Annotated in this window: 8 protein-coding genes; all 8 read right to left on the bottom strand. The window is 43.5% G+C overall.

Translation table 11 applies throughout. The annotated features are described in order from the left end of the window. Nucleotide 1: 1 nt before the first annotated feature. The 8 genes from fdnG to P6N53_RS12930 all read right to left on the bottom strand — a co-directional run bounded on the left by fdnG (nt 2) and on the right by P6N53_RS12930 (nt 15,603). Nucleotides 2-3,100, bottom strand: a complete 3,099-nt coding sequence (fdnG, locus tag P6N53_RS12895; RefSeq protein ID WP_304543790.1) for a formate dehydrogenase-N subunit alpha — start codon at nt 3,098-3,100, stop codon at nt 2-4. 681 nt (nt 3,101-3,781) lie between these two features. Continuing rightward, the gene (locus P6N53_RS12900) at nt 3,782-4,918 is read right to left on the bottom strand and encodes a cache domain-containing protein (protein WP_304543791.1); all 1,137 of its coding nucleotides are present in this window, start codon (nt 4,916-4,918) and stop codon (nt 3,782-3,784) included. 510 nt (nt 4,919-5,428) lie between these two features. Beyond that, nucleotides 5,429-9,145 (bottom strand): phosphoribosylformylglycinamidine synthase, encoded by a 3,717-nt coding sequence (locus tag P6N53_RS12905; protein WP_373323046.1) that lies wholly within the window; start codon nt 9,143-9,145, stop codon nt 5,429-5,431. A gap of 315 nt (nt 9,146-9,460) precedes the next feature. Further along, nucleotides 9,461-11,425, bottom strand: a complete 1,965-nt coding sequence (locus P6N53_RS12910; RefSeq protein ID WP_304543796.1) for a CoB--CoM heterodisulfide reductase iron-sulfur subunit A family protein — start codon at nt 11,423-11,425, stop codon at nt 9,461-9,463. Between the two features lie 23 nt (nt 11,426-11,448). Beyond that, the gene (locus P6N53_RS12915) at nt 11,449-12,309 is read right to left on the bottom strand and encodes a CoB--CoM heterodisulfide reductase iron-sulfur subunit B family protein (RefSeq protein WP_304543799.1); all 861 of its coding nucleotides are present in this window, start codon (nt 12,307-12,309) and stop codon (nt 11,449-11,451) included. Beyond that, nucleotides 12,306-12,848: a 4Fe-4S dicluster domain-containing protein gene (locus P6N53_RS12920; protein ID WP_304543801.1), complete on the bottom strand. Its 543-nt coding sequence runs from the start codon at nt 12,846-12,848 to the stop codon at nt 12,306-12,308. Before P6N53_RS12920 ends, P6N53_RS12915 begins: the two co-directional genes overlap by 4 nt. Nucleotides 12,849-13,351: 503 nt before the next feature. After that, complete coding sequence (locus P6N53_RS12925; RefSeq protein ID WP_304543803.1) at nt 13,352-14,560, bottom strand: aminotransferase-like domain-containing protein; 1,209 nt, start codon at nt 14,558-14,560, stop codon at nt 13,352-13,354. Nucleotides 14,561-14,721: 161 nt separating this feature from the next. Continuing rightward, nucleotides 14,722-15,603 (bottom strand): NAD(P)-dependent oxidoreductase, encoded by an 882-nt coding sequence (locus P6N53_RS12930; protein WP_304543804.1) that lies wholly within the window; start codon nt 15,601-15,603, stop codon nt 14,722-14,724. Nucleotides 15,604-15,654 lie beyond the last annotated feature (51 nt).

The raw sequence follows: 15,654 nt of genomic DNA on the forward strand, positions 1-15,654 counted from the left end.
GTTAGTGTTTGCCCGGTTGAGCTTTCTTTATATTGCAAAGGAAAGCCTTATACTCCGGAATGCTGGTGTTCGGGTCTCCTACACTGGGTGTCAGGTCATTGGCTGAAGCACCTGTGGCATAGCCTCTGTAGCCGAAGCACCAGGGCATACCTACCACCTCAACCTCTTTTCCGTCAACCTTCAAGGGTACACAAACCCCTGAAACAGACACCTTGCAGGTAATCTCTCCACGAATACTTTCAACTACCACATCATCACCGGTCTTAACGCCTAGCTTTTGAGCGAGACCTGGTGAGATGTTTACAAACATATGAGCAGATACTTCAGCCAGGGAGGGGCAGTGACGAGTTATCGCACCGCTCTGATAGTGCTCAATTACCCTATGGGTAGTGGCAACATATGGATAGTCTTCGCTGGCAATTTCGGCCACTTTGCTGAACTCACCAAACTTGGTGGCCAACGGCATGGTTTGCTGCTTTGAAATCATGTTTTTAACTGGACTTTCAAAGGGTTCATAGTGTTCCGGCATAGGTCCATCGACAACACCCTTGATAGCAAACAAACGTCCATGACCCTCTTCAAGCATAATGAAGGGGTTGGTTCCTGTTTTTTCCGGCGGATTCTGTGTAGGTGTTCCACCTGGTTCCGGTGATGGTGTAGTGGCTCCAAAGTCTGGCACATCCGCATTAACCCACTTGCCAGCCAAAGCATCCCATTTTATCAAGGGTTTCTCTGGATTCCAGGGGTTGCCCGCCATATCCGCAGAGCAACGGTTGTAAACAATACGCCGGTTTGCCGGCCAGGAGAAGCCCCATTGCGGGAATAATCCCAAGCCTGAGGGATCCTTTTTAAGCCGGCGCATAACTGCAGGCACCTTGGCATCTTTATCCTCAGCCCAGTATCCACTGTGAATCCAGCAGCCACAGGCTGTGGTGCCATCGGCTGTAAGGGCAGCAAAACCAGGCAGAACTGCATTTGTCTCTACATTATAGCCGTTAATTTCTTTGGCCACCTGTTTAATATTTGGCTCGTCTTCACCAGGAATATCATAATCCCATACCATATTCATTATGGCGTCAGGGAATTTACCCCCAGCCTGGTATTCTGCCTTAACGGCCTTAAATATTCTATCGGCAATCCACAGATCACTCTTGGCTTCACCCGGTGGGTTAACCGCATGGTATCGCCACTGTAACCAGCGTCCACTATTGATAACGGAACCCTCTTTTTCATAGGACATAGCAGCCGGCAGCATAAATACCTCAGTTTGGATTTTAGAAGGATCTGCCTCTGGTCTATGCCAGAAACCTGCGGTTTCCGTTTCAAAAAGATCAACGGATACCAGCCACTCCAACTTGTCTAGGGCTAAGCGTTCCTGGAAGGAAGAAGGTCCCCCTACGGCGGGGTTCTGCCCCCAGGCGAAGAAACCTTTCACTATGCCTTCAGACATTTCTTTGAAAATACCCATATGGGAACGGTTTTTGCCGTCATGCTTGGGTACCCAGTCATAGGCAAAGTCATTTTCTTGTGTAGCCTTATCTCCATACCAGGCCTTTAGCATACTGACGATAAACTTGTTCCTGTTTGACCAGTAGCTGGTCTTGGGAACTTCTTTATCAAAGTAATCCTGTAAGGTTGGGTGCGAATTGGCATTAAACATCGGGTTATATCCTGGCAGCAAATGATGAAGCATAGCCATATCTGTGGAGCCCTGAACGTTGGACTCACCCCGTTGGGCATTTAAGCCACCGCCCGGTATTCCGATATTACCAAGCAATAACTGGAGAACAGAGAGTGCACGACAGTTCTGTGAACCATAGGTATGCTGGGTAATACCCATAGCATAAATCACGTTGCCCGCTTTACCTGCCTTGCCAGTAGATGCATATAATTCACAGACCTTCTTAAACATATCTTCCGGTGTACCTGTGATTTTGCAAACAGTGCTAATATCGTAGCGGCTAACGTGTTTTTTAAGAATTTGGAAGGCACAGTTTGGATCCTGCAGTGTTGGATCCTTCAAAATCTCGTCGCCATCCTTCTGATATTGCCAGCTGGATGTATCATAGCTAAATACACCGCTATTCTCCTTTAATCCGGAGAATACACCATCTTCGCACTTAAAGTCAGGGTTAACCAGGAAGCTGGCATTGGTGTAGTTAAGTACATATTCCTTTTGGTACAGTTCGTTTTCAATAATGTAATTCATTAGTCCGTTAATGAACGCAATGTCAGTACCAGGACGAAGTCGTGCAAATAAATCCGCCATACCCGCAGACTTAGTAAGTCTTGGATCAACTACAATCAACTTGGCACCCTTGTCCTTGGCCTTCATAATCCACCTCATGGTTTGCGGGTGGTTTTCAGCCGAGTTGGAACCGATCATTAAAAAGACATCACTATGGATATAATCGATAAAGTGGTTAGTCATAACACCCCGTCCGAAAGAAGCAGCCAGACCGGCTACTGTAGAGGAGTGTCAGAGACGGGCATGGTGGTCGATATTAATCATACCCCAGGCACGCCACATTTTATGAAGCAGGTAGTTTTCCTCACTATCAAGGGAAGCACTTCCCAGAGCGCCAATGGCAGTTGTCCGATTAACGGTTACTCCTTTGTCATCTCTTTCCTGGAAAGATTCATCTCTTGCTTTCTTTACACGCTTGCCAATCTCTGAAAGGGTCCACTCCCAGGTTTTTTCTTCCCACTGGGAACTACCGGGAGCCCTATAAAGGGGTTTAGTAATACGCAACCTGTTGATTTCTCGGTCGCCCTTTTTATTTATTGTGTTATAGGTATCAATAATGGCGTTGCCTTTGGAGCAAATGGATCCTTCATTAATTGGGTGATCCGGATCCCCTTCACAGAAAATAATTTTATTTGGGTTGTCATTATTAGAATAAAGAATGATTCCGCAACCGCAGCCACAGAAGGCACATACGGTAAATGTTTCCTTAACTTTTCTTATTTTGGATGGCAACTTCTCTCCAGTAAGCTTTACCTCTGCCTCTGAAGCTAAAGCCGGGCTAGCAATCAGTGATAACCCTGCTGTTCCTAATCCAATACTTTTTAAAAAATCGCGCCTGCTTATTTTCCTCATGTAATTTTAACCCCCTCGGTTTAACCGGGATTGTTTTCGGCTTGCTTTTTGTCACCTGGTTTTTAGCGGCTGTCTTTTTCTATCCTGCTAAAACCTAAACTAGTACTGACCCGTCTAAACTCGTTTTGGTAATGTCCACCACCTTTCCAAGATATTTCTCCTATCTTAAAGCAATGCCTTGCCATCCTGTTAATGTTGGTGGCGGATTTTACTTTAATGCCACCCCCCTTCAAATTAATTATATATCTTTAATTAAGATATACAGGCCTCTCCCCAAAGATATGCAATATTATGACCATTCATTTATTTAAAAGAAAAATTAAAAATGTTTGTCCGAATCTAACCAAAACTGCATTAAATATATACGCATACTTATCCGTGTACGGCTAATTTTACTCCCTACCTAGGGCCTGTGCAATATTTTGTAAATTTAGAAAATTAAAAACTTTGACCCTTAAAACCCTTTTGGCAATCATTTTTTCACGGGCATGTTTACCATTAAAACAGACTCAGCTTAAGCCTTTGGAAAGGATTGCCACATTTATAAAGTTAGAAAAGTTAATAAAAAAAATAAAATTAATTAAGTAATTTGTTGTCCTTGCTAAGCCTTCCCAGCATTCTGCGCTTATCAATAAAGAAGATGCCAAGCAATAAGTTTTATTGGCATCTTCCTTTATTTTTTTATTTTTCTAATTTGTATAACTTCAGGGGCCTGCCCACTGGACCATACTGCATGTCAACCTTTACCTTGCCGCACTTCTCCATAAAGTCGAGATACCGGCGCACGGTAACCTTTGTAAGATTTACTTCCTGCGCTATATCAGAGGCCGATAAACTAGTATGCTGATTTTTCATATAGCCAAGTATCTGTTGTAACGTTACCTCATTTAATCCTTTGGACAATTCCCCCCACTGCTCTTTATCATTTGGGGATATTTTCTTTAAACATTCATCCTTTTCCCCGGAAGACTCGCTTGCCTCATTAGAGGCTATCTGATTAATAGGTTGAGATGAGATAGCCGTCGCCTTGTCAATCTGGTGTGTAAGGGCTTGGACCCAACCACCCATTTGATTGATCGCCCTGGCTAACTCCCCAATTTCATTTTGACTCTCTATTTGAACAGGGTTATATAAAGAACAAAAGTCACCCTTAGCAAATTTTTGGGTTTCTTCCGTTAATTGTTTAAGGGGGTCAGTAATATATCTTTTCGTATAGTAGATTGTTCCAACAAATACCAGAGCAGTAAGTATAACTCCTACAATTATTAAACTAATTAAGGAATCATAAAATAGCTTGTCATAATATTTTTTAGAAATACCTACGTAGAACATACCAACTATGTTCCCTTTTTGATCATAGATAGGCTTATAGGCTGTTTGATATTTATGTCCAACAACCTCTGCCTCGCCCAGATATTCCTTCCCTTGATTTAGAACTGTTTTCGCCACCTCTTCAGAAGCCAGGGTGCCAACAGCCCGCTCACCATCATCCTTTTTTACCGTTGTTGCTATCCTATTCTTACCCAAAAATATGGTACAGGTATTGCCGGTCAAACTGCTGATATAATCTACGATTTCATTGTTGTTATTTATTAATACCTCGCCTTTAAAAAGAAGCCCATTGTCAACCCTCCATGGCCCGGGGTATTTTAAGTCAACAATTGCCTCCGAGGCAGTCATGTCACTTTTAGCTTTGGTCACAGCAGCTAATACGGCTGTGTTTTTAATCTGAACTCCTATTGCAATCATAAAGCTGACAGCAAGAATAATAATAGCAGCAACCATCAAAGTAGTAATCTGCTGCTTTAAAGATTGCATTGTAACGACCACCCCCTAGTACTTATATAATAGATATATTATTAGATATTAATTCCAAATTCCCTTTTAAATTAAGATAGTTTTATTTTAATTTTTCTAAATTATCAGACATGCCAGCGGTCCCTAACATAAAATTTGTCCTCTTTTTATACAGCAACATTCGTGCCAAGGTAACAAAAAAATCAGTTCCCATTTAAATACCTATACTAAACAGTTCTAAATTAAGCTTATGGCACTTATTGCCCTGTTCCATTGTGGTATATGTTCCTTTTTGTTGCTCCATTTTGATTCATGTCGTACAAATTTTTGGTCATATTTATATGACCACCGCTCCAGAGTAAATAGACTTTCTTACGACATTTACCTTGAAGTGACCACTGGAATTTACATTCTTTTATTAATGCTATACTTAGCATAATCGTAAATGTTGATTGATTATTCTCAGCTTCTGTACGAGATCCCCCGTTAATACATTAAAAAGAGGTTCGCTGTGCTGCGAACCTCTTAATTTTACTTGAAGTACCTTACTCCTGCTTCAAATAATTTCTGATTCTTGTTGCCGGGAATATTAATACCAACATTTTTTCCTATTCTTTCGGAGTGACCCATTTTGCCAAGAACTCTCCCGTCAGGACTGGTGATTCCCTCAATGGCGTTAAATGAACCGTTGGGGTTATATCGAATATCATTACTTGGGTTACCATCAAAACCTACATATTGTGTGGCAACCTGGCCCTTGGAAACTAACCTTTCAATTAAATCCTCCGAGGCCACAAATCTACCCTCACCATGGGAAAAGGCCACTGTGTGGGTTTCCCCCAACTCAACATTGCTGAACCATGGCGACAGGTTTGAGACCACCTTGGTCTGTGCCATACAGGAAATATGCCTGCCTATTTCGTTAAAGGTAAGGGTTGGGCATACCTCATTTATATCTACTATCTTTCCGTAGGGAACAAGTCCCAGTTTAATCAACGCCTGGAACCCATTGCAAATTCCTAGCATTAGGCCATCCCGCTGCTCAAGCAGCTTCATTACAGCTTCCTTAATCCGGGGATTTCTAAACATGGTAGCTATAAATTTACCGGAACCGTCCGGCTCGTCACCGGCGCTAAATCCACCAGGCAGCATTATTATTTGGGCCAGTTCAATTCTTTTTACCATTTCATTGACCGACTGTTCAACATCCCTTGGCGTCAGGTTCCTAATCACCATAGTATCCACCAGCCCACCGGCCTTTTCAAAGGCCCTGGCCGAATCGTACTCACAATTGGTTCCGGGAAATACGGGGATAAATATTCTAGGTTTAACCACACTTACTTGTGATTTGCCCTTTGTTCCCTGATCAAATATTTTGAGCTTCAGTTTACCACAAGCATTAGTTACAGTTTTAGTGGGGAATATTTTCTCAAGGGGCTTTTCCCAAACTTCAAATGCCTCATTTATATCGATTTCTGTATTGTTGACACTAATAACCTGGCTGTCCCGGGTATGTCCAATTAAACTATATTCCACCCCTCTAAACTCATGGTCCAGTTCCACATTTTCAGCTACCTCCAGCAGCAGGGCACCGTAATCAGGCCTAAATAGATCCGCCGGTTCAATTTCTTGTTTAAAGTCCATACCTATCTTGTTGCCAAAGCTCATCTTACTAATTGCTGCTGCTAACCCACCAACCTTCACTACCTGGGCAGCTAATATTACTCCGGCTTTTATCAACTCTGTAACCCTAACAAAGTTCTTTTCCATGGCCATAAAGTCAGGCATCTCATTCTCATCCCGCTTAAGGGGCAGTAATACCACTTTGCTGTTGTGTTGCTTAAATTCTTGTGAGACCACCCTGTTGGCATTGACAATACCAACAGCAAAGGCTACCAGGGTGGGCGGCACATGTAAATCCATATAGGTTCCAGACATGCTATCCTTACCACCAATAGCAGGTATGCCAAGCTTCTTTTGTGCGTAAAAAGCCCCCAACAAAGCACTGAAGGGCTTACCCCACTTCACCGGGTCTTTGCCAAGTTTCTCGAAATATTCTTGCAGGGTCAGGCGGGCGGAACTAAAATCACCGCCTAAAACCACTAGTTTACTAACAGCCTCAACAACCCCATAGAGGGCACCATGAAATGGACTCCATTTTGCCAACTTTGGATTATACCCGTGGGTCATAATTGTTGCAGTATCGGTCTCTCCGGATAATACCGGTATTTTGGACACCATGCCTTCAGCAGGAGTAGCCTGATACTTTCCTCCAAAGGGCATTAATACGGTTGCCGCTCCGATGGTGCTATCAAATCTTTCCACCAGACCCTTTTGACTGCAGACGTTTAAATCTTGCAAATTAGCGAGCCATGCCTCTTTTAATTGAGGTAATTTTCCTATTACTGCCCCAGGCAAAGATCTAAAATAATTTTGCTGTTCAGGGGCAGACTTAACAACCACTTTAGTTTTTTGTTTAACTCCATTGGTATCTAAGAAAGCTCTACTTAAATCCACAATATACTTGCCCCGCCAGGACATCTTTAGCCTAGGGCTTGAGGTAACTTTTGCCACCACCGTTACTTCTAAGTTTTCTTCCTGGGCAAATTTACAAAAGGCCTCTGCATCCCCTTGGCTAACTACAACGGCCATCCGCTCCTGGGATTCGGAGATAGCTAGTTCCGTACCATCTAGGCCTTCGTATTTCTTTGGTATGGCATCCAGGTCAATTTCCAAACCATCCGTGAGTTCACCTATAGCTACCGAAACCCCACCAGCCCCAAAATCATTGCACTTCTTAATCATAGTGCTTACGGTTGGGTTTCTAAATAATCTCTGAATCTTTCTTTCGGTGGGGGGGTTCCCCTTTTGCACCTCAGCGCCGCAGCTTAGCAGCGATTCTTCAGTATGCTCCTTGGAGGAACCGGTGGCACCGCCACAGCCATCGCGTCCTGTTTTGCCGCCCACCAGTATTACCAAATCACCCTCTATTGGTGCCATGCGAACTACGTTTTTTCTAGGGGCAGCACCTATGACAGCACCTATTTCCATGCGTTTGGCCACAAAGCCCTCATCATATACCTCTGCCACTTGGCCGGTGGCAAGTCCGATTTGGTTTCCGTAAGAGCTATACCCGGCCGCTGCTCCGGTAGTAATTTTACGTTGTGGAAGCTTCCCAGGAAGGGTTTCCTCCACACTGACCCTGGGATCTCCACTCCCAGTTACACGCATAGCCTGATAAACATAGACCCTTCCCGAAAGGGGATCCCTGATGGCACCTCCGAGGCAGGTAGCTGCTCCACCATAGGGTTCAATTTCCGTTGGATGGTTATGGGTTTCATTTTTGAACATAACCAGCCACTCTTCATTCTGACCATCAATGTCAACATCTACAACAATGCTGCAGGCATTTATTTCATCCGATTCATCCAGATCGGACAGCTGTCCCCTTTTCTTAAGCTCCTTCATGGCTAGGACAGCAATATCCATCAAGCAGACATCTTTTTCCTTGTCACCGTAAACAAATTTTCTTGAGGCCAGATATTCCTCGTAGGCTTTTTCAACAGGCTGATTTAGTAAACCTTTTTCAAATGAAACCTCTTCAATTTCCGTCATAAAGGTGGTGTGCCGGCAGTGATCCGACCAATAGGTATCAATAAGCTTTATTTCAGTTATAGTTGGGTTTCTATTTTCTGTATTCTTAAAATACTGCTGGCAAAAAATAAGATCTTCACTATTCATAGCCAGACCCAGGCTTTGTGACAATTCCTGAAGTTCCATGGCTCCATGATCAATAAAGTTATCAAGCACAGCGACCTCCCCGGGGACTATGGCCTCAAAATCTAAACTGGTAGGTTTATCCAGGGAAGCTTCCCGTGACTCCACAGGGTTAATACAGTAAGCCTTAATTCTGAGAAATTCCTCTTCACTAATTTGCCCCTTGAGTATAATTATCTTTGCAGAAACAATATTGGGGCGTTCCTTTTGAGTCAAAATTTGCACACACTGGGCTGCAGAATCGGCCCGTTGATCAAATTGGCCTGGTAAATACTCCACCCCAAAGACCCGTTCCCCTGGAGCACATGCCAAATATTCATCATACACTTGATCCACAGGAGCCTCAGAAAAAATTGTGCTGCGCGCCGCCGCATATTCTTTATCTGTAATACCCGAAACGTCATAGCGATTTACTACACGAACAGCCTCTAAACCTTTAATGCCCAGGTTCTCTCTTAGGTCTGACAGCATGCTCCTGGCCTCAATATCAAAGCCGGTGCGTTTTTCCACAAAAATCCTTCTTACATTTTTCAGCAATTAACTGCCCTCCTATAATTTCCTGATATATTTTTTAAAGGTTTAACCTGTCCATCTAAAGGGTCAGGTAACGAAAATAAGGGTTACTATTTAAAATAACCCTGGACGAATTAACTATATACTTGATTATCTGATATTTACACCTTTAAAGCAACGAAAATTTCTGCTCTTTTCACCAAAAATTGCATTTAAGGTTTAGATAAACAGAATATGGACTTCAAAGGTAGTTTTAAAGTCCATATTGTATATTTATTGACAAAGGGCCGATATCTCCGCCATTATTTGTTTATTGGAAAAGCCCTTTACGTCGGCGGCCCCGCTGCGGCAAGAAGATGAGCAGGCACCACAACCCTGACAAAGGCTGGTATTTATTGAGGCTACGGTCCTTTGCGTTTTAGGGTCGACTTTTGCCTCAATGGCTCTAAAGGGACAAACATTTTTGCAAACCAGACAGCCGGTGCAAATCCTTTCATTAATTTGGGATACCATGGGATCCGTGGCTAATTCCTTCTTGGCTAGTATGCCTAGAACCTTGGCTGCCGCTGCACTGGCCTGGGCTACTGAATCAGGTATATCCTTAGGTCCCTGACAGCAGCCGGCCAGAAAGACACCTCCGGTATTTGTTTCCACAGGTTTTAGCTTGGGGTGGGCTTCTTGATAAAACCCATCCTTGTCGGTTGAAAATCCCACTAATTGAGCTAAATTATCTGCACCTTGACTTGGCACAATGGCTGTAGCCAAAACCACTAAATCAGCTTCAATCTCCACTGGTCGTCCCAGGAGGGTATCTGCCCCCATAACAATCAGCTTATCTCTCCGTTGGTAAACCTTGGATACCCGGCCTCTGATATATAGGGCCCCTTCATCCACTGAACGCTGATAGAATTCCTCATAGCCCTTCCCAGGAGTTCGCACATCCATATAAAACACAACGGCCTGGGAACCTTCAATTTTTTCTAATACTTGATGGGCATGTTTCGCAGTATACATACAACAAGCTCTGGAACAATAGGTTTTCCCCTTTGATTCATCCCTTGAGCCTACACATTTGATAAAAACAACCCTTTTGGGTTCCTGCCCATCTGAGGGTCTAAATATCTTACCTGCCGATGGCCCGGAGGTATTTAACATCCGCTCAAACTGAAGTCCCGTAATCACATCAGGAAACCTGCCATAACCATATTCACCATAGGCTTTTTCCCAGGCAAATAGGTCATATCCAGTGGCCATAACAATTGTTCCCACTTGAAGTTCTAGAAACTTCTCAGTATCTTGATAATTAATTGCTCCAACCTGACAAACCTTCTGACATACTCCACACTTCCCGTTTTGGATCATCCGGCAACCCTTTGGGTCTATCACCGGTTTGTTAGGTACTGCCTGTGGAGAATTAATGTAAATGGACTTCCGCTTGCCTAAGGAAAGGTTATAATCACTTGTTACCTTAGCAGGGCACTTTTCAATACAGGAACCACAGCCATTACACTTATCATGATCTACATACTTTGTTTTTTGTTTAATCTTTACTTGAAAATTGCCTATAAAACCCCCTACCTCAACTACTTCAGAGTAGGTATACAGCTTTATATTGGGATGCTGTACCACAGCAACCATCTTGGGGGTAACAATTCAGCCACTGCAATCTAACGTAGGAAAGGTTTTATCCAGCATGGCTAGCTTGCCACCTATAGAGGGTTCCCTTTCCACCAGTACCACCTGGTGTCCAGCCTCTGCGATATCAAGGGCTGTCTGCATTCCTGCAATTCCCCCGCCGATTACCAGGGCTACCTTTGTCACCTCAATCTTATTTTCATATAGAGGTTCCATGTCCCAAGCTTTAGCAACTGCCCGACGAACCAGGGAAATGGCTTTATCTGTTGCCTTTTCCATCATCTTGGGGTGTACCCAGGCACATTGCTCCCTAATATTAGCTATCTCTAGCATATAGGGGTTTAATCCCGCCCTTTTCAGGGTTTTTCTAAAGGTTTGCTCGTGTAATCTGGGAGAACACGACGCAATAACCACCTTGTCCAGCCTTTTATCCTTGATGGTCTCCACAATCAGGTCTTGTCCCGGCACAGAACACATATACTTATAATCAGTACTATAGACTACTCCAGGAAATTTAGCGGCTTCCTGGGCCAGCACAGACACATCCACTGCACTGCTGATATTTGAACCACACCAGCAGACAAAAACGCCAATCCGGTTCATATAATCAATCCCTTCTGTTTTTGCTAACCAACTAAAGAAGTTACGGGATCTGTATTAACAAAATGTGTCTTCATATTTAATTCCTTGGCTTGTATACCCATAGCCAACCCCAATAACTGGGTAAAATAAATGATGGGAATGTTAAAGTTTGTATTGTAAAGCTTATTTATCTTTTTCTGCCTCATATCAAGATTAAGATGACACTGGGGACAGGCATCAACAATACAGAGTGCCCCGGCGGCGGCAGCACTGGACAAAATATCTTTAACCATTTTAAGAGATACTTCTTCATTTGTGACCGAAAGAGAGCCTCCACAACATTCTACTTTATGGGACCATTCCACAGTCTCAGCACCGGTAGCCTTAATTAGATTGTCCAAAAGTTGTGGGTTTTCAGAGTCATCAATACTAACTACTTGGGGCGGTCTGACTAATAGGCAGCCATAATATACAGCTACCCTTAGTCCCTGGAGGGGCTGCAATACCCGAGACTGAATTTTATCCACGCCAATTTCGTTAAATACGTCTATGATGGAGAGAACCTTAACACCCCCTTGATAGGGTTGTTCCACCGCCTGGTTTATTTTAGCCAGTAAATCCTGGTCCCTGGTTAATTTCCAGTTGGCATGTGCTAAGGACTGGTAACATGCGGCACAGGGAGATGTAACATTTAACTTCATTTCCTCTGCCAGGCATAGATTCCTAGCCGACAGTGCCGTTGCCAGATATTCGCTGGAGGCATGGGCAGCACTGGCACCGCAGCAATTCCAATCAGGAATTTCTATTAATTCAATGCCAAGGGCCTTACTGACAGCCCTGGTGGATGAATCATATTCTTTAGCTACAGATTGCAGAGAACATCCAGGGTAATAGGCTACTCTCATTTTTTCTCTGCCTCCAATCTTTTTACATTTTCCATAATACGCTTGATATCCTTCGCCCCCTTAATCCGGTGAGGTCCGATATTTAATTTACCTTTGGTAAACAAGAAAAATCCCATAAAGGCATTCTTCAAAGGATCAAGGGTGTTCAAATTATATTTCATCATCAGGCCCATTTCATGGGTTCGCCCATATTTTTCCAAATCGCTTAGAAACAAACTGTTAAATATTGATACCCTTCGGCCTCTTCCCGTTGGTCTAATTCCCCGTTCAATTGCCTTCTGTCTCAAACTATCCATAAGCTTGGCCAGGTCAACTCCTTTAGGACAACGGGTGGAGCAAGTGGCACAAGAAGCACACAGCCAAATAGTTTCTGTTCTAAATGTTTCTTCTAGTAAGCCAAATTGTAACATTCTGATAATTTTGTTCGGGGCAATATCCATGGCAAAGGCTACCGGACAACCTGCTGTACATTTACCACATTGGTAGCATTGCTGAAGATTAAATTCATTGTTATTAATTGGTAGGTTAACTGTTTGCATCAAACCAACTCCTTCTTATGGCTTAATCCACCCTCATACTAGTTTAACTTCAATATGCTTAAATTACTATTTGTATTAATAGCGTAATCCCTTATCCTAGCCCGATTAGTCAAATTCCTTTTACCATATCCCTGCACCAGTTGATATTATGTCATAATACGCAGGTGTTTCAATATTTTCCAAAAATAAAAGGGCCACGAACTGCGTAACCCTTAAGAAATTTCCTTATACCCATACTTAATGTCATCTAATTAACCAAGGTTGTTATGAAACATCGGATTGTCGAGAAACTACCTACATTCGGGTTTTAATAATCCCTCACGACTCCTATCTCCGCAGTGGACAGCGTTAATCCCTTGCTTCGGGCGAAAATGGGCCGCCTTCGAGTAAACATCGTGTTTACCTCAGGCTTGCCCGGACGTCCATGTCCGGGCACCCATTTTCGCATCCTCAGCTTCGCGAAGCGCTGTTTCCACTGCTCCGAATGTCGCTGCTCGGGATTATTAAAACCCATTTGTACCTTTTTCAACAGTCTGAAGGTTGTTATGAAACAACCTTGCTAAACGGCTGATGCCCGTTTCGATTTGGTCTGGCGATGAATTGGAGAAGTTTAACCGCAGGCAATTTCGCCCCCCTCCAGTCGGAAAAAATGCCGGGCCTGGTACATAAGCAATTCCCAGTTTGATGGCTTCATTTAATAGAGAAGTTGTATCTAATTGGGGCGGCAGGGTGACCCATAGGAACATACCGCCCTGGGGTTCTGTCCATTTTACTCCCTCTGGAAACTGCCTTTTCATTGCCGAAATCATAGTATCTCTTCTTATTGCGTATTCTTTACAGATAGCTTTAATATGTCCCTTAACGTTACTGGAAGTCAGATAATTGTAAAGGACCCGTTGGACCAAGGTTCCGGTATGCAAATCGGCACCTTGCTTTGCCAAAACCATTTTGGGCATTAGCCCGGCGCTGGTTGTGGCAAAGCCCAGCCTTAAGCCTGGTGCAACTGTCTTAGAAAAGGTTCCCAGGTAGATCACCTTACCGTCTTTATCAAAGGCTTTAATAGGAGGAACCGGAGTGCCGCTGTACCGAAGCTCCCTATAAGGATCATCTTCAACCAGGGGTATATGATGCCTTGCTAAAATAGCTGCCAGATCCTTTCTTCTTTCTAGGCCCATTGTTTCACCTGTGGGGTTTTTAAAGGTCGGGGTTATATAAATTAACTTTGGTTTATATTGGGTTATGGCCCTCTCCAGTGAGTCCAGTTCAATTCCTTCCGGGTCTGTTGGTACTGCAACCAGACTAGCTTGATAACTATTAAATACTTGCAGGGCACCTAGATAACTGGGACTCTCTACCAATACAACATCCCCTGGATCTAAAAATAGTTTAGCCACTAGATCAATGGCCTGCTGGGAACCATTGGTTATCAATACTTGATCCGGTGAAGTATTAATTCCTATTTCAGCTAAAGCTGCGGCAATATACTCCCTTAGTGGATAAAATCCCTCTGTGGCACTGTACTGCAGGGCAGATTCATCACCTTCACCAAGGACTTTATTAAAAGTCTGCTTAATCTCCTGCAGTGGAAACATCTCTGGAGCCGGCAGGCCACCGGCAAAGGATATTATGCCAGGCTGTTCTGTGACTTTTAAAATCTCCCGAATTATCGAGCTTTCCATTCTTTCTACCCGGCTTGCAAAGTTATACTCCACCGTTATACCCCCCATTTCATATCCGCCCAATCAAATTTTGTTTATTCATAATAGCAACCTAATTACCGCAAGGTAAATATCCAATTAAGGGGTAAATTTTTATATTGGATACCAATATAAAAGGGTCCGCCTAGGCGCACCCTTTTACTAATAATTATTTATTAACGGTCATAATATTTATATAGGGCCTGAGTCCCGCAGTTTTCCTCTCCTTCAGCAGCCAGCTGATCGTATAGGGACTTTGTTAATTCCAGTCCAGGTGTACTCAATCCCATTTCCTTTGCTGCTTCTAAAGCTATTCCCATATCTTTAATAAAATGCTTTATATAAAAGCCTGGTTCATAATTATTATCTATTATTCTCGGAGCTAAATTGTTTAGGGACCAGCTTCCTGCAGCACCGGCACCAATGCTCTTTAAGACCGAATGGGGATCTAGCCCGGCCTTTTTTGCATAAATCATTGCTTCACAGACACCTACCATGTTGGCGGCAATAGCTATCTGGTTGCACATTTTTGTATGCTGGCCCGCTCCAGCCTTTCCCTGAAGTATTATATTTTTTCCTAAAACCCTAAGGACTGGCTCCACTGCATCAAAATCCCCTTGCTCGCCTCCCACCATGATGGTTAACGTGGCATCCCTTGCCCCTATGTCCCCTCCGGAAACAGGTGCGTCCATAGCCATCATTCCTTTGCTTTTGGCAGCCTCATATATTCTTTGGGCTAATGTAGGTGTGGAAGTAGTCATATCTATTAAGTAGGTTCCGGCCTTGGCATTTTCAATAATTCCCCCTTGACCCAGATATATCTCTTCAACATCCCGGGGGTACCCTACTATGGTAATAATTACTGTGCACTGTGCCGCTAAGCCAGCCACCGTGTCTTCCCAACGGGCACCCATCTCTATCAAGGGATCAGCCTTAGCTTTTGTTCTGGTATTCACCATTACCTGAAATCCACTCTTTAGTAGATTAGCAGCCATACTTTTCCCCATTACCCCCGCACCGATAAAGCCAATCAAAGTGTTTTCTTTGTTTAATATCACTGTACCCTCTCCTCTGGTTTAGGTTTGTCCTTCTTTTTGAACGCAATAGGC

Source organism: Desulforamulus aquiferis (assembly GCF_030577015.1).
Taxonomy (GTDB): domain Bacteria; phylum Bacillota; class Desulfotomaculia; order Desulfotomaculales; family Desulfotomaculaceae; genus Desulfotomaculum; species Desulfotomaculum aquiferis.

What these genes read in the sequence shown, in the direction of transcription:
- P6N53_RS12900 (WP_304543791.1), bottom strand. Translation starts at nt 4,918, where the DNA reads ATGCAATCTTTAAAGCAGCAGATTACTACTTTGATGGTTGCTGCTATT.
- P6N53_RS12905 (WP_373323046.1), bottom strand. Translation starts at nt 9,145, where the DNA reads ATGCTGTCAGACCTAAGAGAGAACCTGGGCATTAAAGGTTTAGAGGCT.
- P6N53_RS12915 (WP_304543799.1), bottom strand. Translation starts at nt 12,309, where the DNA reads ATGAGAGTAGCCTATTACCCTGGATGTTCTCTGCAATCTGTAGCTAAA.
- P6N53_RS12920 (WP_304543801.1), bottom strand. Translation starts at nt 12,848, where the DNA reads ATGCAAACAGTTAACCTACCAATTAATAACAATGAATTTAATCTTCAG.